Raw genomic sequence first — 13745 nt, forward strand, 5'->3', positions numbered from 1 at the left:
GGAAGCTAAGCCCTCCAGCGCCAATGGTACTGCACCCTAACCAGTGTGGGAGAGTAGGACACCGCCGAACACAACTCAGAACTGTGGCCCCCGAAGCAATTCGGGGGCCACAGTCATTTGTGCATCTTCAGCGATGTGTGGACATTGTTTGTCCCGCTCTCTCTTTTGCGGTCCTGATTTCGACCTGACTGCAGAAGTTCTCGCGAGTCATGCCACCTCGGTGGTCCAACGGGTCAATTCAGCTGACAGTTGCGCCGGCGCATCGAGCTGGATCAGGTGGCCGGCGTCGTGAATCAGCGTTCGCGTCGCATGCGGTATCAATGTGCCCAAGCGCTCTGCACGATCCATCGGAATCCAGGTGTCCTCTGCGCCCCACACGATATGTGTCGGTTCATCGAGGTACCCATACAGCGGCTCCACCTCGTCGGTGTACTTCTCGTCCGCCTGGGCGATCTGTCGGTAGAACGCGGTCTGTCCGTCTGTGTCGGACCAGGGTCGGACCAGCATCTCGAGGTGGTCGTCGCGGAGTCCCCGGTGACTTGCGCCGCGGATGTAGGCCTCGATCGCGCCCCGGTGGACGGCAGGCGGCAGCTGTTCGAAGACGTCGGCGTGCTGCTGGACGAGGGTGAAGAAGGGCGAGCCCCACGGGCTCAGCGCCACGACGTCGACGAGACACAGCGATGCATACCGTCTGCCGTGCAGCAGCCGGGCGCGCAGGGCAACGGCACCACCGAAGTCATGGGCGATGACATGTGGACGTTCGAGCCCCCAGACGTCCAGGAGATGTGCGAAGAGCTCACCTTGAACCCCGAGGTCGACGCGATGATCAGGGGCCTTCGATGACAATCCGTACCCGGGCATATCCCAGAGGTAGACGGTGAAGTCCTCCGCCAGGGCCTCGGCATACGGTCGCCACAGCGCCGACGACCACGGCGTGCCATGCAGGAAAACCAGGGCGGGGCCGTCGCCGAATCGATCCCACCTGACGGTGCGACCGGCCCATCGGAGGGTGCGTTTCAGGTGATTCGTGGTCATCTGGCCAGTGTCCCTGCGTCGTTCGTGGAGCGGTCGGTACCCGGGTTGTCAGGAGGTCACTTCTGGACGAGCGAGCTCTCGTCCACCAGTGCCGGGGTATCACGGCGGAGGGTGCGACCGGCGAAGAAGTCGGGTGAGGTCGCTCGCATCACGAACATCAGGACCAGCCCCAACGCCAGGAGGCCGAATCCCATGTAGAAGACGAGTCCGATCCCGAAGATCGAGGCGCCACTGCCGTTCTCGGGGTCGATGCTCTCGCGTACCGAGATCACGAAGACCGCGGTGAGCATGATGCCGCCCAAGAGTGGGAACACGAACTTGAACACGATGTTTCGGGCGCTGCTGAACAATTCTCTGCGGAAGAACCAGACACATGCGAATGCGGTGATCCCGTAATACCAACAGATCATGATGCCGAGCGCCGCGATGGTGTCGAGGAGTGTGTGTTCGGACAGCACGCTGACGACGGTGTAAAAGATTCCCGTGATGACGCCGGCGACGATTGTGCTGTAGGTCGGTACCAAGAATCGGGGATGAACGGAGGCGAGCTTCTTGGGGAAGGCGCCATAGGCGCCCATCGCGAGCATTGTTCGCGCCGCGGGCAGGAACGTCGTCTGCAGACTCGCAGCCGAGGACGCGAGGATCGCGAGAAACAGTAGAGGTCCGGCCCAACTGCCGAGGACCGGGTACGCGAGTGCGCCGAAGACGTTCTCGGAGATCTGGTCGTTGCCCAGCCCGATGCCCGTGGTTCCGACCCCCGCGTACATCATCACCGCCACCGCGACGAGTAGGTAGGTGATGAGGATCGAGATCACGCACAGCAAGCCCGCACGTCCGGGTACCTTCGTGGGATCTTTCGACTCCTCGCCCAGTGTCAGGCAGGTGTCCCACCCCCAGAACGCGAAGATCGAACCGGTGACCCCGATGACGAACGCACCTAACGCCAAGCCAGTGAACGGGTTGAACCACTCCAGGCTGAAATGCAGGCCGGCAGGAGCGTTGCCGTTCACCGACTCGACGATCGCCGCGATGGCGAAGGCGACGAGGACGATCATCTGAAAGCCGACGAGGACGTACTGGACGCGTTCGCTCGTCGTGATTCCCCGCCCCGAAATGTAGGTGGCGAGCGCGATGAACGCGAGAGTGGTGAGTATGTTGACGCCTTTGTTGTCCGCGAGGTCGGCGACGTCGGGCGCATTGAAGACGCGGGCGATGAACAGATAGAAGAATTCGACCGCGATCGCGGCCAGGTTCGACAACACAATGATCGTGGCGAGGACCATGCCCCAACCGCACATCCAACCGACATAGGGGCCGAACGCCTTGGTTGACCAGGTGAAGGAGGCGCCACAATCGGGTGCGCGTGAGTTGAGTTCCCGATAGGCATACGCGGTCAGGAACATCGGGATGAAGCCGGCGATGAAGATCGCCGGCATCTTCAGGCCGACCGCGGCGACGATCAAACCGATACTGGCGGTGAGCGTGTACCCGGGAGCCACGCAGGAAATGCCGAGTACGGCACCGGCGAAGGTGCCCACCTTGCCGGTGGCGAGGCCTTTGTCCATCAGGTCGGTCGAATCCTGCTGAGGGCCCGACGGTTTGGACGGATCGGTCATTGCGGTGCCTGTCGGGGAACGACGATCATCGGGACCGCGAGCACCCGCAGCATCTTGGCCGCCGTGGAACCGAGGAAGAGCTTCCGCGGTGCGGCGAGTCGGCTGGACCCGACCATGATCACGTCCCCGTCGTGCCAGTCGACGGTGGCGACCGCATCTTCGACGCTGCGCCCCTCGGCGATCGCGGAACTCAGCGGCGTGCTGTCGGGGAGGCGCTGCTGTGCCGTGTCGAGTGCCCGCTGTGCGAGTTCGACGGCATGGGCGGTGGCCTTCTCCTCGTCCTGCGCGGACCGACGCGGCGGCATGTCGTCACGTGACACCAATGAGAGCAATCGCAGTGGCAGGTCTCCCTGCGCACTCAGTTCGAGTGCGGTGTCCAGGAGGATCTCTGCCCCGGGCCGTCTCCCGATGGCGGCGGTGATCGCCCGGACCCGGGCCGACCCGGTGTGACTGAAGCCCCTCGGGGCCAGCGCCACCGGGATCGAGGAACTGTGCAAGAGGTCATTGACGACCGACCCGAGGGAATGCCGGCCGATGAGGCCACCCCCGGAGGCGCCGACGACGAGCAGGGTCGAGTTCAGGCGTTCGGCCTCCTTGAGGATTCCGTCGGCGGAGTTCTCGTCGAACGCGACGTGAGTCGCAACTGTCACGTCGTCGGGTACCAGGGCCGCTGCCTCTGCCAGCCATTCCTGGGCCGCATCGTCGAGGACGTCGGCGTAGCTGCCTGTGCTCGCGAACGCCTCCGGTCGGTCGGGCGGGATCACCAGAGAGATGTCGAGTGAGGCTTTCAGGGTGCGGGCCAGGCACACGCCGAGCGCTACGGCGTCCTGGCCCCCGGGCGTTGCCAGATACGCGACGAGCAGCTTCATCGTGCACTCCGATCGTGAGCTCGAGAACGATGCAGGTGAACTCACTGTGCGCCGGTCATGATGCCTGCGCATCTGACAAGATGTCGCGCTCGGTACACCAGCCATGTACACGGTGGAGCGGAGAGGTCGCCGACGCGGGCCGGTGGTCACCCGGTGGTCACCCGCGTGACGACGTCGAACTCCAGGCGACCAAGAGCAGGCCGAGGCGACCGCCCTGGGCGACGATCGGTGTCGCCGAATGCCCCGTCGGCTCGCTGCTCGCGGAGAAGGTCATGGAGGCCTGACCGGGTTTCCCGCTGAGCGGACGACGCTGCCGGCCAGGGCTTTTCCCGACCGGCAGCGCCGTACACGTCGGCTCAGCTGAGGTGATGGACCTCCTGCAATCCGTACACCGGCGTCGGGATGCCCTCGTACCGGGCCTTGAGCTGGAGTGCGAGATAGAGCGAATAGTGGCGGGACTGATGGAGATTCCCGCCGTGGAACCACAGGCCGGGTTGCTGGGTGGGCTTCCACATGTTGCGTTGCTCGCCTTCCCAAGGACCCGGATCCTTGGTGGTCTCCGAGCCGAGTCCCCACACCTTGCCGACGCGATCGGCCACGTCCTGGCCCATCAGGTCGGCCGCCCAGCCGTTCATCGAGCCGTAGCCGGTCGCATAGACCACGACGTCGGCCTCGAGTTCCGTGCCGTCGGCGAGGACCACGGAGTGTTCGGTGAGGTGATCGACATCGCCGTGGGCGAGTTTGATGGTGCCGTCGGCGACGAGATCGCATGCGCCGACGTCGATGTAGTAGCCGGAACCGCGCCGCAGATACTTCATGAACAGACCGGAATCATCGTCGCCGAAGTCGAGATCGAATCCGGCCGCCTCGAGACGGTCGTAGAAGTCCTTGTCGCGCTCGCGGATCTGGTCGTACAACGGGATCTGGAACTCGTGCATGATGCGGTATGGCAGTGAGGCGAAGGTGAGGTCGGCCTTCTTGGTCGTCATTCCGGACTCGACGGCCTGCTCGCTGTAGAGGGCGCCGAGGCCGATCTCCATGAGTGAGTCCGACCTCACGATGTGGGTTGACGACCGCTGCACCATCGTGGTGTCGATACCGTTCTCCACCAGCGCCTTACAGATGTCGTGCGCGGAGTTGTTGGCGCCGATCACGACGACTTTCCTGCCGGCGTAGCCATCCGGACCTGGATGCTGACTCGAGTGGTGCTGCTCGCCGGTGAACACATCCTGACCAGAGAAGGAGGGCACGTTGGCCTTGCCCGACATACCGGTGGCCAGCACCAGCTGAGTGGGATGGAGCGACGTCCGCTCGCCGTCGCGCTCGATCTCGACAGTCCACTGCTGTGCCTGCTCGTCGTAGTCGGCCGACAGGCACGTCGTCTTGCTCCAGTACGGCACCTCCATGACCTTGGTGTAGAACTCCAACCAGTCGCCGATCTTGTCCTTGGGGGCGAACACCGGCCAGTTGGCCGGGAAGGGTAGATACGGCAGGTGGTCGTACCAGACCGGATCGTGCAGGCAGAGCGACTTGTAGCGCTTGCGCCACTGGTCGCCTGGTCGGTCATGGCGGTCGACGACGATCGACGGCACGCCGAGTTGCCGTAGCCGGGCGCCGAGCGCGATCCCGCCCTGCCCGCCGCCGATCACCAGCACGTACGGCTGAAGCGTGCGGCCCAGCGCGGCGTCCTCGTCTTCGCGCTTCTCCGCCCACGAGCGCCGGTCGGGGTCGGATCCGTGTACCGCGCCGCGCACGCGGGTGGCGCCGTTGGGTTCTTCGTGTCCCTTGAGTTCTTGCAACGTGGTGAGCAGTGTCCACGCGACATCGGTGCCGGACACCGCGTCCGGCCGGAGCCGCAGATGACCGACGCCGCGACCGGTCGCGGTCTCGAACTCGATGAACGCCGAGGCGACGTCGTTCTCCTCGGTGGCGGGTGCGGCAGAACGGAAGGCTTGCGGATCGATGTCGGCGAGCCGGGTGGTCAGCATATCGGCGATCTGTTCGCGACCCTCGACGGTCTTGAGGTTCCAGGTGAACGACACCAGGTCTCGCCAGAAGCTGTCCGTGGCGAACATACCGGTGACCTGGTCGACGTCGCGGGCAGCAAGTGCGGCCTCGAACGCGGCGAGCCAGGCGTCGATGCGCTGCTGCGGTTCGGTCGGTCGCGCCTCGGCAGTGGTGGGCTCCAATGTCTGCGTCATGATGTGCCTTCCTCGGGTGCTGCGATCATCGCTGTCTGTGATCCACAGCACACCGATGAGGCGGCCGCGACAAGGGTTGCAGCGGGTTGCGGCCGGAGGCCCTCGTGGCTGCAACCCGCTGCAACCCACGTCCGTGCTTTGCGGGCCGAGTGTGATGGGGAGCACAATCAGGGGGTGTCGGACCCAGATGCGCAGATCGGCCCCGAACCCGCGATGTCCGCGGGGGATGACCCACGGCACTACGCCCAACTGCTCTCCGCCGTGTACGACGCCGCGATGGCCGGCGACAAGATGCCGGCTCGTCCTCGGTCGGTGATCAGCGAGTCCTGGGACCGCGTCCTGACCGCGGGAGTCGATCCGGAGGTCGGGCGGACCGATGACGGCCTCGACGTGAGTGAGATCGAGGAACGTCGGGCTGTGTCCGGTCTGACCACAGTGCTCGACGACCTGACCCGAGGTCTCGATTCGGTGATCGCGGACGGTGACAACATCCTCGTCGTCGCCGACGCCGAAGGTCGCGTCCTCTGGCGTAGCGGCGCACCGCGCGTCTTGCAAAGGGCCGATCGACTCGGTTTCATCGAGGGCGCAGGCTGGGCGGAGGACGCTGTCGGGACCAATGCGATCGGCACCGCGCTGATGTCGGGTCGTGCGGTCCAGGTGTTCTCGGCGGAGCATTTTGTGCGCAGCCACCATTCCTGGACCTGCGCCGGGGCGCCGATCCGGGACCCGAGGACCGGCGCTCTGCTCGGCGTGGTGGACGTGAGTGGACCGGCCGCCACGATTCATCCGACCACTGTGGCGCTCGTCGACGTGGTCGCGAGGCTCGCAGAGTCGCAACTGCGTGATCATCACCGCCGCTCACTGGACCAGCTACGGTCGGTCGCCGCGCCGATGCTCGCCAGATTCGGCGGGCCCGCATTGGCCGTGGACGACGACGGATGGGTGGCCGCGCTCGACGCCGTCGCGCCCCGCACCCGCCTGACGTTGCCGCGCCATGCCGGACCCGGTCGGATGTGGTTGCGCGGTCTGGGGGAGTGTGACCTCGAACCGCTGCCGGGTGGTTGGCTGGTCCGAGTCGCCGAGCGGGACTCGACGTCGTCGTCGGACACGACACTCGATCTCGATCTGCGCGATTCGCGCAATCCATCGCTGACGGTGTCCGGTCTGACGGGCCGGTGGACCATGCAGCCGTCGCCCCGGCACGCGGAGATCCTGACGCTGCTCGCGCAGCACCGGGGTGGCCGGAGTGCGGCACAGATGTCACGGCATCTGTTCGGGGCGGATGACCGGACGGTCACCGTGCGAGCCGAGATGTCGCGCCTTCGGAAGCATCTCGGTGGACTGCTCGCCGCAAACCCCTACCGCTTCGCCGATGGTGTGACCGTACGAGTGGACCGTGCGGTAGCCGTCTCCTGACACGCCGGACAAGCGTGCTCTGAGGCGCCGGGTGCGGGCGATCGTGTTGTGGGAGTGGTGATCTCGATATGCCGCGGGCTGGCTGCGCTCGCTCGTGGCCATTCGGGCGACGGAGGACGATCGGCGGGAGGCCGGGCTACTCGATGGGCGGAGGACGATCGGCGAAGGACGCGGGCTACCCGATGGGCGCACCTCCGCCCCCGAGCGCCGCTTCTGGCCTACATTCGCTGTGTGACCTCCCTCGTCGACGGGTATCTCAGCCACATCACGTCCGCCTGCGCCGCCGATCTCTCCGGCGCGGTGGCCGACTACATCCCCGAACTCGCGCAGGTGGACCCGGAGGGATATGGGCTGTCATTGTGCGTGCACGACGGCCACGTCTACTCCCGCGGGGACAGTTCGGTGGAGTTCACCATCCAGTCCATCTCCAAGCCGCTCACGTACGCGATGGCGCTCTCCCGACTGGGTTACGTGCAGGTGGACACCAAGATCGGAGTGGAGCCCTCGGGTGAGGCGTTCAACGAGATCAGCGTCGACGACCGTCGGCGCCCCAAGAACCCGATGATCAACGCCGGCGCGATCCTGACCGCATCGATGCTGCTGCCGCCCGTTCGTGAGGTCGCCGCGCAGACCGTAGACGAAGTCTTCGACGAGTTGGTGACGTTCTATTCGGCATGCGCCGGGCGGCATCTGTCCATCGACTCCGCGGTCTACCGGTCGGAGGCGGCGACCGGTGCGCGCAACCGGGCGATCGCCTACATGCTCGACAGCTTCGGGGTCATCGACACCGATCCGGAGGCTGCGCTCGACCTCTACTACCGGCAGTGCTCCCTGCGGGTGACCACCGACGATCTGGCGGTGATCGGATGCACCGTCGCCAACGGCGGGGTCAATCCGCGTACCGGTCGCCAGGTGCTGAACCAAGAGGTGGCCCAACGAGTGCTGTCGGTGATGACGACCTGTGGAATGTACGACGGCGCGGGCGACTGGGTGTCGTCGGTCGGGCTGCCGGCCAAGAGTGGGGTGGGCGGCGGAATCCTCGCGATCCTGCCGGGGCAGCTGGGGATCGGGGTGTACTCACCACGACTCGATCGGCACGGCAACAGTGTGCGGGGCATCGACACCTGCCGCCATCTGTCGACCGACCTCGGTCTGCACATGTTCAATCTGACCCGGGAGAGCCGGGTGACCATCCGGTCGATCCACGACATCGCCGATTTCGAGATCGGGGAGGACTGGGGCGAGGTCGAACGCCTGTATCTGCGAACCTGCCGTGACCGGGTGAGAATCTACGAACTCCAGGGCGACCTGACCTTCTCTGGCGCCGAGAGCGCGATGCGGCGGTTCGAGGGGGATCTCGACGACCTCGACGTCCTGATCGTGGACATCTCCCGGATCGGGGTCATCGACCCGGTGGCCCGGACCATGATCCTCAACTTCAAGCACGCCCTCGACGATCGTGGGCAACGTGCCATGCTGGTCGACCCCGACGGCGTGGTGCGGGCCAGCGTGGATCGCCACCGCAACGACAGCTCGCTCCCAGATCTTGCTGCACCGCAAGCACTTCGGGGTTTCGACCCGACGTTGCCGCATGTCCACGGCACCATCGCGGATGCGGTCATCGACGCGGAGGCGTTTCAGCTGAAGCAGCGGTACTCGGCGTGAGGGCGTGTTGGGTGGGGAGTGCGCCGCCACGTCGGCGCGGTCGCTAAGCTGGCCACCGTGCGTCTGGTTATCGCGAGCTGCCAAGTGGACTACGTCGGGCGATTGACAGCACATCTGCCGATGGCGAAACGTCTGCTGTTGATCAAGTCGGACGGCTCGGTGAGCGTGCACGCCGACGACCGCGCCTACAAACCCCTGAACTGGATGAGTCCACCCTGCTGGATGGCCGAGCTGCCGGTTCCAGACGGCGTCGACGGCGAGGCGTATTGGGTCGTCACCAACAAGGCCGGCGAGGAACTGCGGATCACCATCGCATCGATCGAACACGACTCGGCTCATGAGCTCGGCGTCGATCCCGGTCTGGTCAAGGACGGTGTCGAAGCCCACCTGCAGGAGCTGCTGGCCGAACACGTCGAGACGCTCGGAACCGGTCACACCCTGGTCCGGCGTGAGTACATGACGGCGATCGGTCCGGTCGATCTGCTGTGCCGCGACGCCACCGGCGCGACGGTGGCGGTCGAGATCAAGCGTCGCGGCGAGATCGACGGGGTGGAACAGCTGACGCGCTACCTCGAGTTGCTCAACCGCGATCCCATCCTGTCGCCGGTGTCCGGGGTCTTCGCCGCGCAGCAGATCAAGCCCCAGGCGCGAACGCTTGCCGAAGATCGTGGAATTCGTTGTCTGATACTCGATTACGATGCGTTGCGTGGCGCGGAGAGTACCGAGTTCCGGTTGTTCTGAACACTCCCCGCGGCCCTCAGGACATCGGCGGCAGTGCGACCACGGCGATCGTGCGGCTGACCTGGTCCTGATAGCTCTGGAAGTCGAAGCCGTTCTCGTTCAGGGCCGTCCACATCTGATCTCGTTCGGCACCGATGATCTCCGCGCCCGAACCGGCGTCACCGCGTCTCCGATCGCGATCTCCGCCGGGTCGCGCGCCTTGAGGTTCAGCCACCAGCCGGGCTCCCAGCCGCCCCCGCCGTTCGAGGCGACGACGATCCATGGATCGCCGTCGGGCATCAGGATCAGAGGTGTCGTGCGCCGCGCTCCGCTCTCGCGGCCCGTGGTGGTCAGCATCAGCAGGTCGGCCCCGCGGAAATGCCGTGGACGGATCCGTCCGATCACAGCGTTCATGGTGCGGTTCACCAGACGCACGCCACTTCATGGCGAGATCGTGGGCAGTTCGGCGGAGATCCGCCGCGTATCGATCCCGGTGGGCCTACTTGTTCGCTGTCTGGTTCTTCGCTGTCTGGTTCTTCGCCGTCTGGTTGTTCTTGGACTGACCGCCGGCGACATTGGACGTGGGCGCCGCCGACGAGCCGTTGGTGCCGCCGCCGTTTGCCGCGCCGGGTCGCTTGATCTGGGACTGCGAGGAGAGCGCGCGATTGAGCAGTTCGAGATCGTCGGAATCGGTGAGTTCGGCGAGGTCCTTGTGGCGTTCGGCCAGTTGCTCGGGAACCTTCGCCAACTGCTCGCGGACCCGGTCGAGCTGCTCGACGACCTGCTTGCGGGCGAGGTCGGCCTTGTTGGCGAGTTCACGCGAACGGGCCAGTCGCTCGGTGGCTATCTCTTGTGCCGTGTCCTTCGTCCGTTGGGCATCGTGGCGTGCTCGGTCACGCTGGGCGGCCAGTTCGGCGTCGTGACGCTCGCGCTCGGCCTGGCGCGCACGCGTGCTCTGCAGTTCGAGTTCGGCGGCCTCACCCTTGGCCTTGGTGACGATCCGACGTGCCTCGTCGCGTGCCGCGCTCATCGTCTCCTTGTGCTCGGCCTCCATCGCCGCAGTGCGCTCGGTGATGAGGACGCCGGCCTCCTCGGCCTCCTCGGCGGCCTGCGCGGCCAGCGCATCGGCCTTCTCGCGCGTCTGACGTGCACGTTCCTCGGCTTCGTCGATCAGCTTCTTTGCTTTGTCCTCCGCGTCTTCACGGATGCGCTCGGCGTCGGCCTGGGCGTCGTCGCGCAGCCCGGCGGCCTCCTGCCGGGCGATAGAGGTCGTCTCGGCCGCCTCGGCGGCGGCATCGGCACGGATCTCCGACGCCTCGTCGGAGGCGAGCTGGAGCATCCGGCCGAGCCGCTCGCTCATTCCCTGAGCGGTGGTCGGCGGTACCGAGAGTTTGTCGACCTCGCGACGCAACTCCTCGATCTCGTCGCGTGCTTCTTCTAAGTGTGCGGCGAGTTCGTGAGCGTTGGCGGTGGCCGCATCGCGGTCCGCCGCGAGCACGCGCAGTTCGGCGTCCATTCGCTGCAGATGCTCGGCAACCTGCTCGCGATCGAAGCCGCGCATGACGATCGCGAACGGGAGTTGCCGCGGTGCAGGAGCTGACATGCGGCACAGTCTATCTCAGTGGGAAAGGTCAGTGACCTGTGGAATCCGTCGCAGGCTCGACCAGCTCGAGGAGCACGCCGCCGGCATCCTTGGGGTGCACGAAGTTGATCCGCGAGTCGGCCGTGCCACGCCGTGGCTCGGGGTACAGGACACGCACGCCGGCGTCGGTCAGGCGGGCGCTCACCACGTCGACATCGGTGACGCGGACGGCCAGCTGCTGCAGACCCGGCCCGTTGCGGTCGAGGAACTTGGCGATCGTGGAGTCCTCGGTGAGCGGGGCGAGCAACTGGATCACGGCACCGCCGGACTCGGCTGCGCTCCGTGGGCCCACCATGGCCTCGATCACGCCCTGGTCGGTGTTCGTCTCCTGGTGAAGGGTCTCGAATCCGAGGTGGGTCAGGTACCACTCCTTCGCGGCGTCGAGATCGGGGACCGCGATGCCGACATGATCGATCGCGACGACGAGATCCGAGATCAGCTCGGTGGCCGAGACGGTTGCGGGGTCTGTTGCAGAGGTGGTCATGCAACAACGGTAGCGTTGGATGTACAAGCGCACAGAGCGGGCGCTCGGTCTGCCCGCGTTCACCGGAGATCCTGGAGGTCCCATGTCCACGAACACGGAACAGTCGTCGACGGTCATCGTCGCGGGAGCGCGGACGCCGTTCGGCCGCCTGATGGGGTCGCTGAAGGATTTCAGTGGAGTGGACCTGGGCGCGATCGCGATCGAGGGCGCCCTGGCGAAGTCGGGCGTGCCGGCCTCGGAGGTCGACTACGTGATCATGGGGCAGGTGCTCACCGCGGGTGCCGGTCAGATGCCGGCGCGGCAGGCCGCGGTCAAGGCGGGCATCGGCTGGGATGTCCCGACGCTGACGATCAACAAGATGTGCCTCTCCGGGATCGACGCGATCGCGCTCGCCGACCAGATGATCCGCGCCGGCGAGTTCGACGTCGTGGTCGCCGGTGGCCAGGAGTCCATGACGCAGGCACCACACCTGCTGCCGGGTAGTCGCGGTGGCTTCAAGTACGGCAACACCGAGCTGGTCGACCACATGGCCTTCGACGGCCTCTGGGATGCCTTCACCGATCAGCCGATGGGCGCTCTGACCGAGCAGGGCAACGACGTCGCGGCCGATGCGGCAGCAGACGTGACCCGTGGATTCTCGCGCGCTCAGCAGGACGAGTTCGCCGCGCAGAGCCACCAGCGAGCAGCGATCGCGTGGAAGAACGGCGTGTACACCGACGAGGTGGTGCCGGTCAGCATCCCGCAGCGCAAGGGTGACCCGATCTCGTTCGCCGAGGACGAGGGCGTTCGCGCGGACACCACGGCCGACTCGCTGGCCGGTCTGCGCCCCGCATTCCGCAAGGACGGCACCATCACCGCGGGCAACTCGTCGCAGATCTCCGACGGTGCGGCCGCCGTCGTCGTCATGAGCAAGGCCAAGGCGACCGAACTCGGCGTCACGTGGCTCGCGGAGATCGGTCCGCACGGCGTGGTCGCGGGTCCCGACTCGTCACTGCAGGCGCAACCCGCCAACGCGATCGAGAAGGCGTGCGCGCGCGCCGGGATCACGCCCGCCGAACTCGACCTGGTCGAGATCAACGAGGCCTTTGCCGCGGTCGGGCTCGCCTCGACCGCACAGCTCGGGATCGATCCGTCGATCATCAACGTCAACGGCGGGGCGATCGCCGTCGGGCATCCGATCGGCACGTCCGGCGCTCGCATCACGCTGCACCTCGCGCTGGAACTGCAGCGTCGTGGCGGCGGAGTCGGCGTGGCGGCGCTCTGCGGCGCCGGTGGACAGGGCGATGCCCTGATCGTGCGGGTCCCGAAGAGCTGATCCGACCGGACGAGGAGACTTCTACTACACCTGGTCGTAGAATTCTGTCTGATTCGGCACAATGGAGACCATGTCGCAATTCTTCGATCTCAGCACCCCGGCCAAGCGCTTCCGTTTGGTCGCGGTCCTCGAGGCGATCACCTGGTTGGCGCTGTTGGTCGCGATGTTCTTCAAGTGGGTGCTCGGGCACACCGAAGCGGTTGCGGTTCCTGGCATGGTGCACGGCATCGTCTTCATCCTCTTCGTCATCGTCTCGCTGGTCACCGCCATGCAGCTGCGCTGGCGTGCCGGGGTCACCGTGCTGGCGCTCGTGTCCAGCATCCCGCCGTTCGGCACGCTGGTGTTCGAATGGTGGGCGCAGCGCAACGGCCACCTCGCGGAGCTCTCCGACGAACCCGCCGCCGAGCAGCTGACCGCCTGAGTACGGGCCGTCGTGATCGTTGCGTTCAGCCTGACGCCTTCGGGCGGCGATGCGGTCGGCGACGACGGCGGCATGAGCGCGGCCGTCGCGGCAGCGGTTCGAGTCGTCCGTGAGTCGGGTCTGCCGCACCAGACGACTGCGATGTTCACCTACCTCGAGGGTGACTGGGACGAGGTGATGGCCGTGGTCAAACGCGCCACCGACGCCGTTGCCGAGCACGCCCCGCGCGTGGGCCTGGTCCTCAAGGCAGACATCCGGCCGGGCCACACCGACGAGCTGACCGGCAAGGTCGAGCGGGTCGACCGGCATCTCGCGTGAATGCGCCTCGTCGGGGGGCGCAACGCGAGGTCGAGGTCGAGGC

The 13745-nt window shown here is 66.2% G+C and carries 14 protein-coding genes; 7 read left to right on the plus strand and 7 right to left on the minus strand.

The window, feature by feature from the left end:
- Positions 1 to 207: 207 nt before the first annotated feature.
- Genes ACPXCG_RS18245 through ACPXCG_RS18255 form a run of 3 tightly spaced genes read right to left on the minus strand, consistent with a single transcriptional unit; the run spans position 208 to position 3520 of the window.
- On the minus strand, positions 208 to 1035 hold the full coding sequence (locus ACPXCG_RS18245) for an alpha/beta fold hydrolase (RefSeq protein WP_425793489.1): 828 nt from the start codon (positions 1033 to 1035) through the stop codon (positions 208 to 210).
- A 56-nt stretch (positions 1036 to 1091) separates the two neighbouring features.
- Complete coding sequence (locus tag ACPXCG_RS18250) at positions 1092 to 2651, minus strand: APC family permease (RefSeq protein WP_425793491.1); 1560 nt, start codon at positions 2649 to 2651, stop codon at positions 1092 to 1094.
- Positions 2648 to 3520 carry a universal stress protein gene (locus tag ACPXCG_RS18255; RefSeq protein ID WP_425793492.1) on the minus strand — a complete coding sequence of 291 codons (873 nt, stop codon included), beginning with the start codon at positions 3518 to 3520 and terminating at the stop codon, positions 2648 to 2650. Before ACPXCG_RS18255 ends, ACPXCG_RS18250 begins: the two co-directional genes overlap by 4 nt.
- Before the next feature lie 14 nt (positions 3521 to 3534).
- Here ACPXCG_RS18255 and ACPXCG_RS18260 point away from each other — a divergent pair, with 14 nt between their 5' ends.
- Positions 3535 to 3804, plus strand: coding sequence for a hypothetical protein (locus ACPXCG_RS18260; RefSeq protein WP_425793493.1), 270 nt, complete (start codon positions 3535 to 3537; stop codon positions 3802 to 3804).
- 72 nt (positions 3805 to 3876) lie between these two features.
- Here the strand turns inward: ACPXCG_RS18260 and ACPXCG_RS18265 are convergent, their stop codons facing one another.
- Positions 3877 to 5721 carry a flavin-containing monooxygenase gene (locus tag ACPXCG_RS18265; RefSeq protein WP_425793494.1) on the minus strand — a complete coding sequence of 615 codons (1845 nt, stop codon included), beginning with the start codon at positions 5719 to 5721 and terminating at the stop codon, positions 3877 to 3879.
- 213 nt (positions 5722 to 5934) lie between these two features.
- Between ACPXCG_RS18265 and ACPXCG_RS18270 the strand changes: the two genes are divergently transcribed.
- The 3 genes from ACPXCG_RS18270 to nucS all read left to right on the plus strand — a co-directional run bounded on the left by ACPXCG_RS18270 (position 5935) and on the right by nucS (position 9543).
- Positions 5935 to 7137 (plus strand): GAF domain-containing protein, encoded by a 1203-nt coding sequence (locus tag ACPXCG_RS18270; protein WP_425793987.1) that lies wholly within the window; start codon positions 5935 to 5937, stop codon positions 7135 to 7137.
- Positions 7138 to 7368: 231 nt separating this feature from the next.
- Positions 7369 to 8802, plus strand: coding sequence for a glutaminase A (glsA, locus tag ACPXCG_RS18275; protein WP_425793495.1), 1434 nt, complete (start codon positions 7369 to 7371; stop codon positions 8800 to 8802).
- A gap of 57 nt (positions 8803 to 8859) precedes the next feature.
- Positions 8860 to 9543: an endonuclease NucS gene (gene nucS / locus ACPXCG_RS18280; protein WP_425793496.1), complete on the plus strand. Its 684-nt coding sequence runs from the start codon at positions 8860 to 8862 to the stop codon at positions 9541 to 9543.
- A gap of 99 nt (positions 9544 to 9642) precedes the next feature.
- Here the strand turns inward: nucS and ACPXCG_RS18285 are convergent, their stop codons facing one another.
- From ACPXCG_RS18285 to mce, 3 genes are all read right to left on the minus strand, one after another.
- Positions 9643 to 9927 carry a nitroreductase/quinone reductase family protein gene (locus ACPXCG_RS18285; protein ID WP_425793497.1) on the minus strand — a complete coding sequence of 95 codons (285 nt, stop codon included), beginning with the start codon at positions 9925 to 9927 and terminating at the stop codon, positions 9643 to 9645.
- A gap of 94 nt (positions 9928 to 10021) precedes the next feature.
- On the minus strand, positions 10022 to 11125 hold the full coding sequence (locus tag ACPXCG_RS18290) for a hypothetical protein (RefSeq protein ID WP_425793498.1): 1104 nt from the start codon (positions 11123 to 11125) through the stop codon (positions 10022 to 10024).
- A gap of 28 nt (positions 11126 to 11153) precedes the next feature.
- A complete protein-coding gene (mce, locus tag ACPXCG_RS18295; protein ID WP_425793499.1) occupies positions 11154 to 11648 on the minus strand; it encodes a methylmalonyl-CoA epimerase in 495 nt (164 codons plus the stop codon).
- An 82-nt stretch (positions 11649 to 11730) separates the two neighbouring features.
- On the opposite strand from mce, the gene ACPXCG_RS18300 reads away from it, so the two are divergent.
- From ACPXCG_RS18300 to ACPXCG_RS18310, 3 genes are all read left to right on the plus strand, one after another.
- Complete coding sequence (locus ACPXCG_RS18300) at positions 11731 to 12963, plus strand: acetyl-CoA C-acetyltransferase (protein ID WP_425793500.1); 1233 nt, start codon at positions 11731 to 11733, stop codon at positions 12961 to 12963.
- Between the two features lie 61 nt (positions 12964 to 13024).
- On the plus strand, positions 13025 to 13384 hold the full coding sequence (locus ACPXCG_RS18305) for a DUF3817 domain-containing protein (protein ID WP_425793501.1): 360 nt from the start codon (positions 13025 to 13027) through the stop codon (positions 13382 to 13384).
- 12 nt (positions 13385 to 13396) lie between these two features.
- Complete coding sequence (locus ACPXCG_RS18310; RefSeq protein ID WP_425793502.1) at positions 13397 to 13702, plus strand: thiamine-binding protein; 306 nt, start codon at positions 13397 to 13399, stop codon at positions 13700 to 13702.
- The last annotated feature ends 43 nt before the right edge of the window (positions 13703 to 13745 follow it).

This window comes from Gordonia sp. DT218, from assembly GCF_049847105.1.
Taxonomy (GTDB): domain Bacteria; phylum Actinomycetota; class Actinomycetes; order Mycobacteriales; family Mycobacteriaceae; genus Gordonia.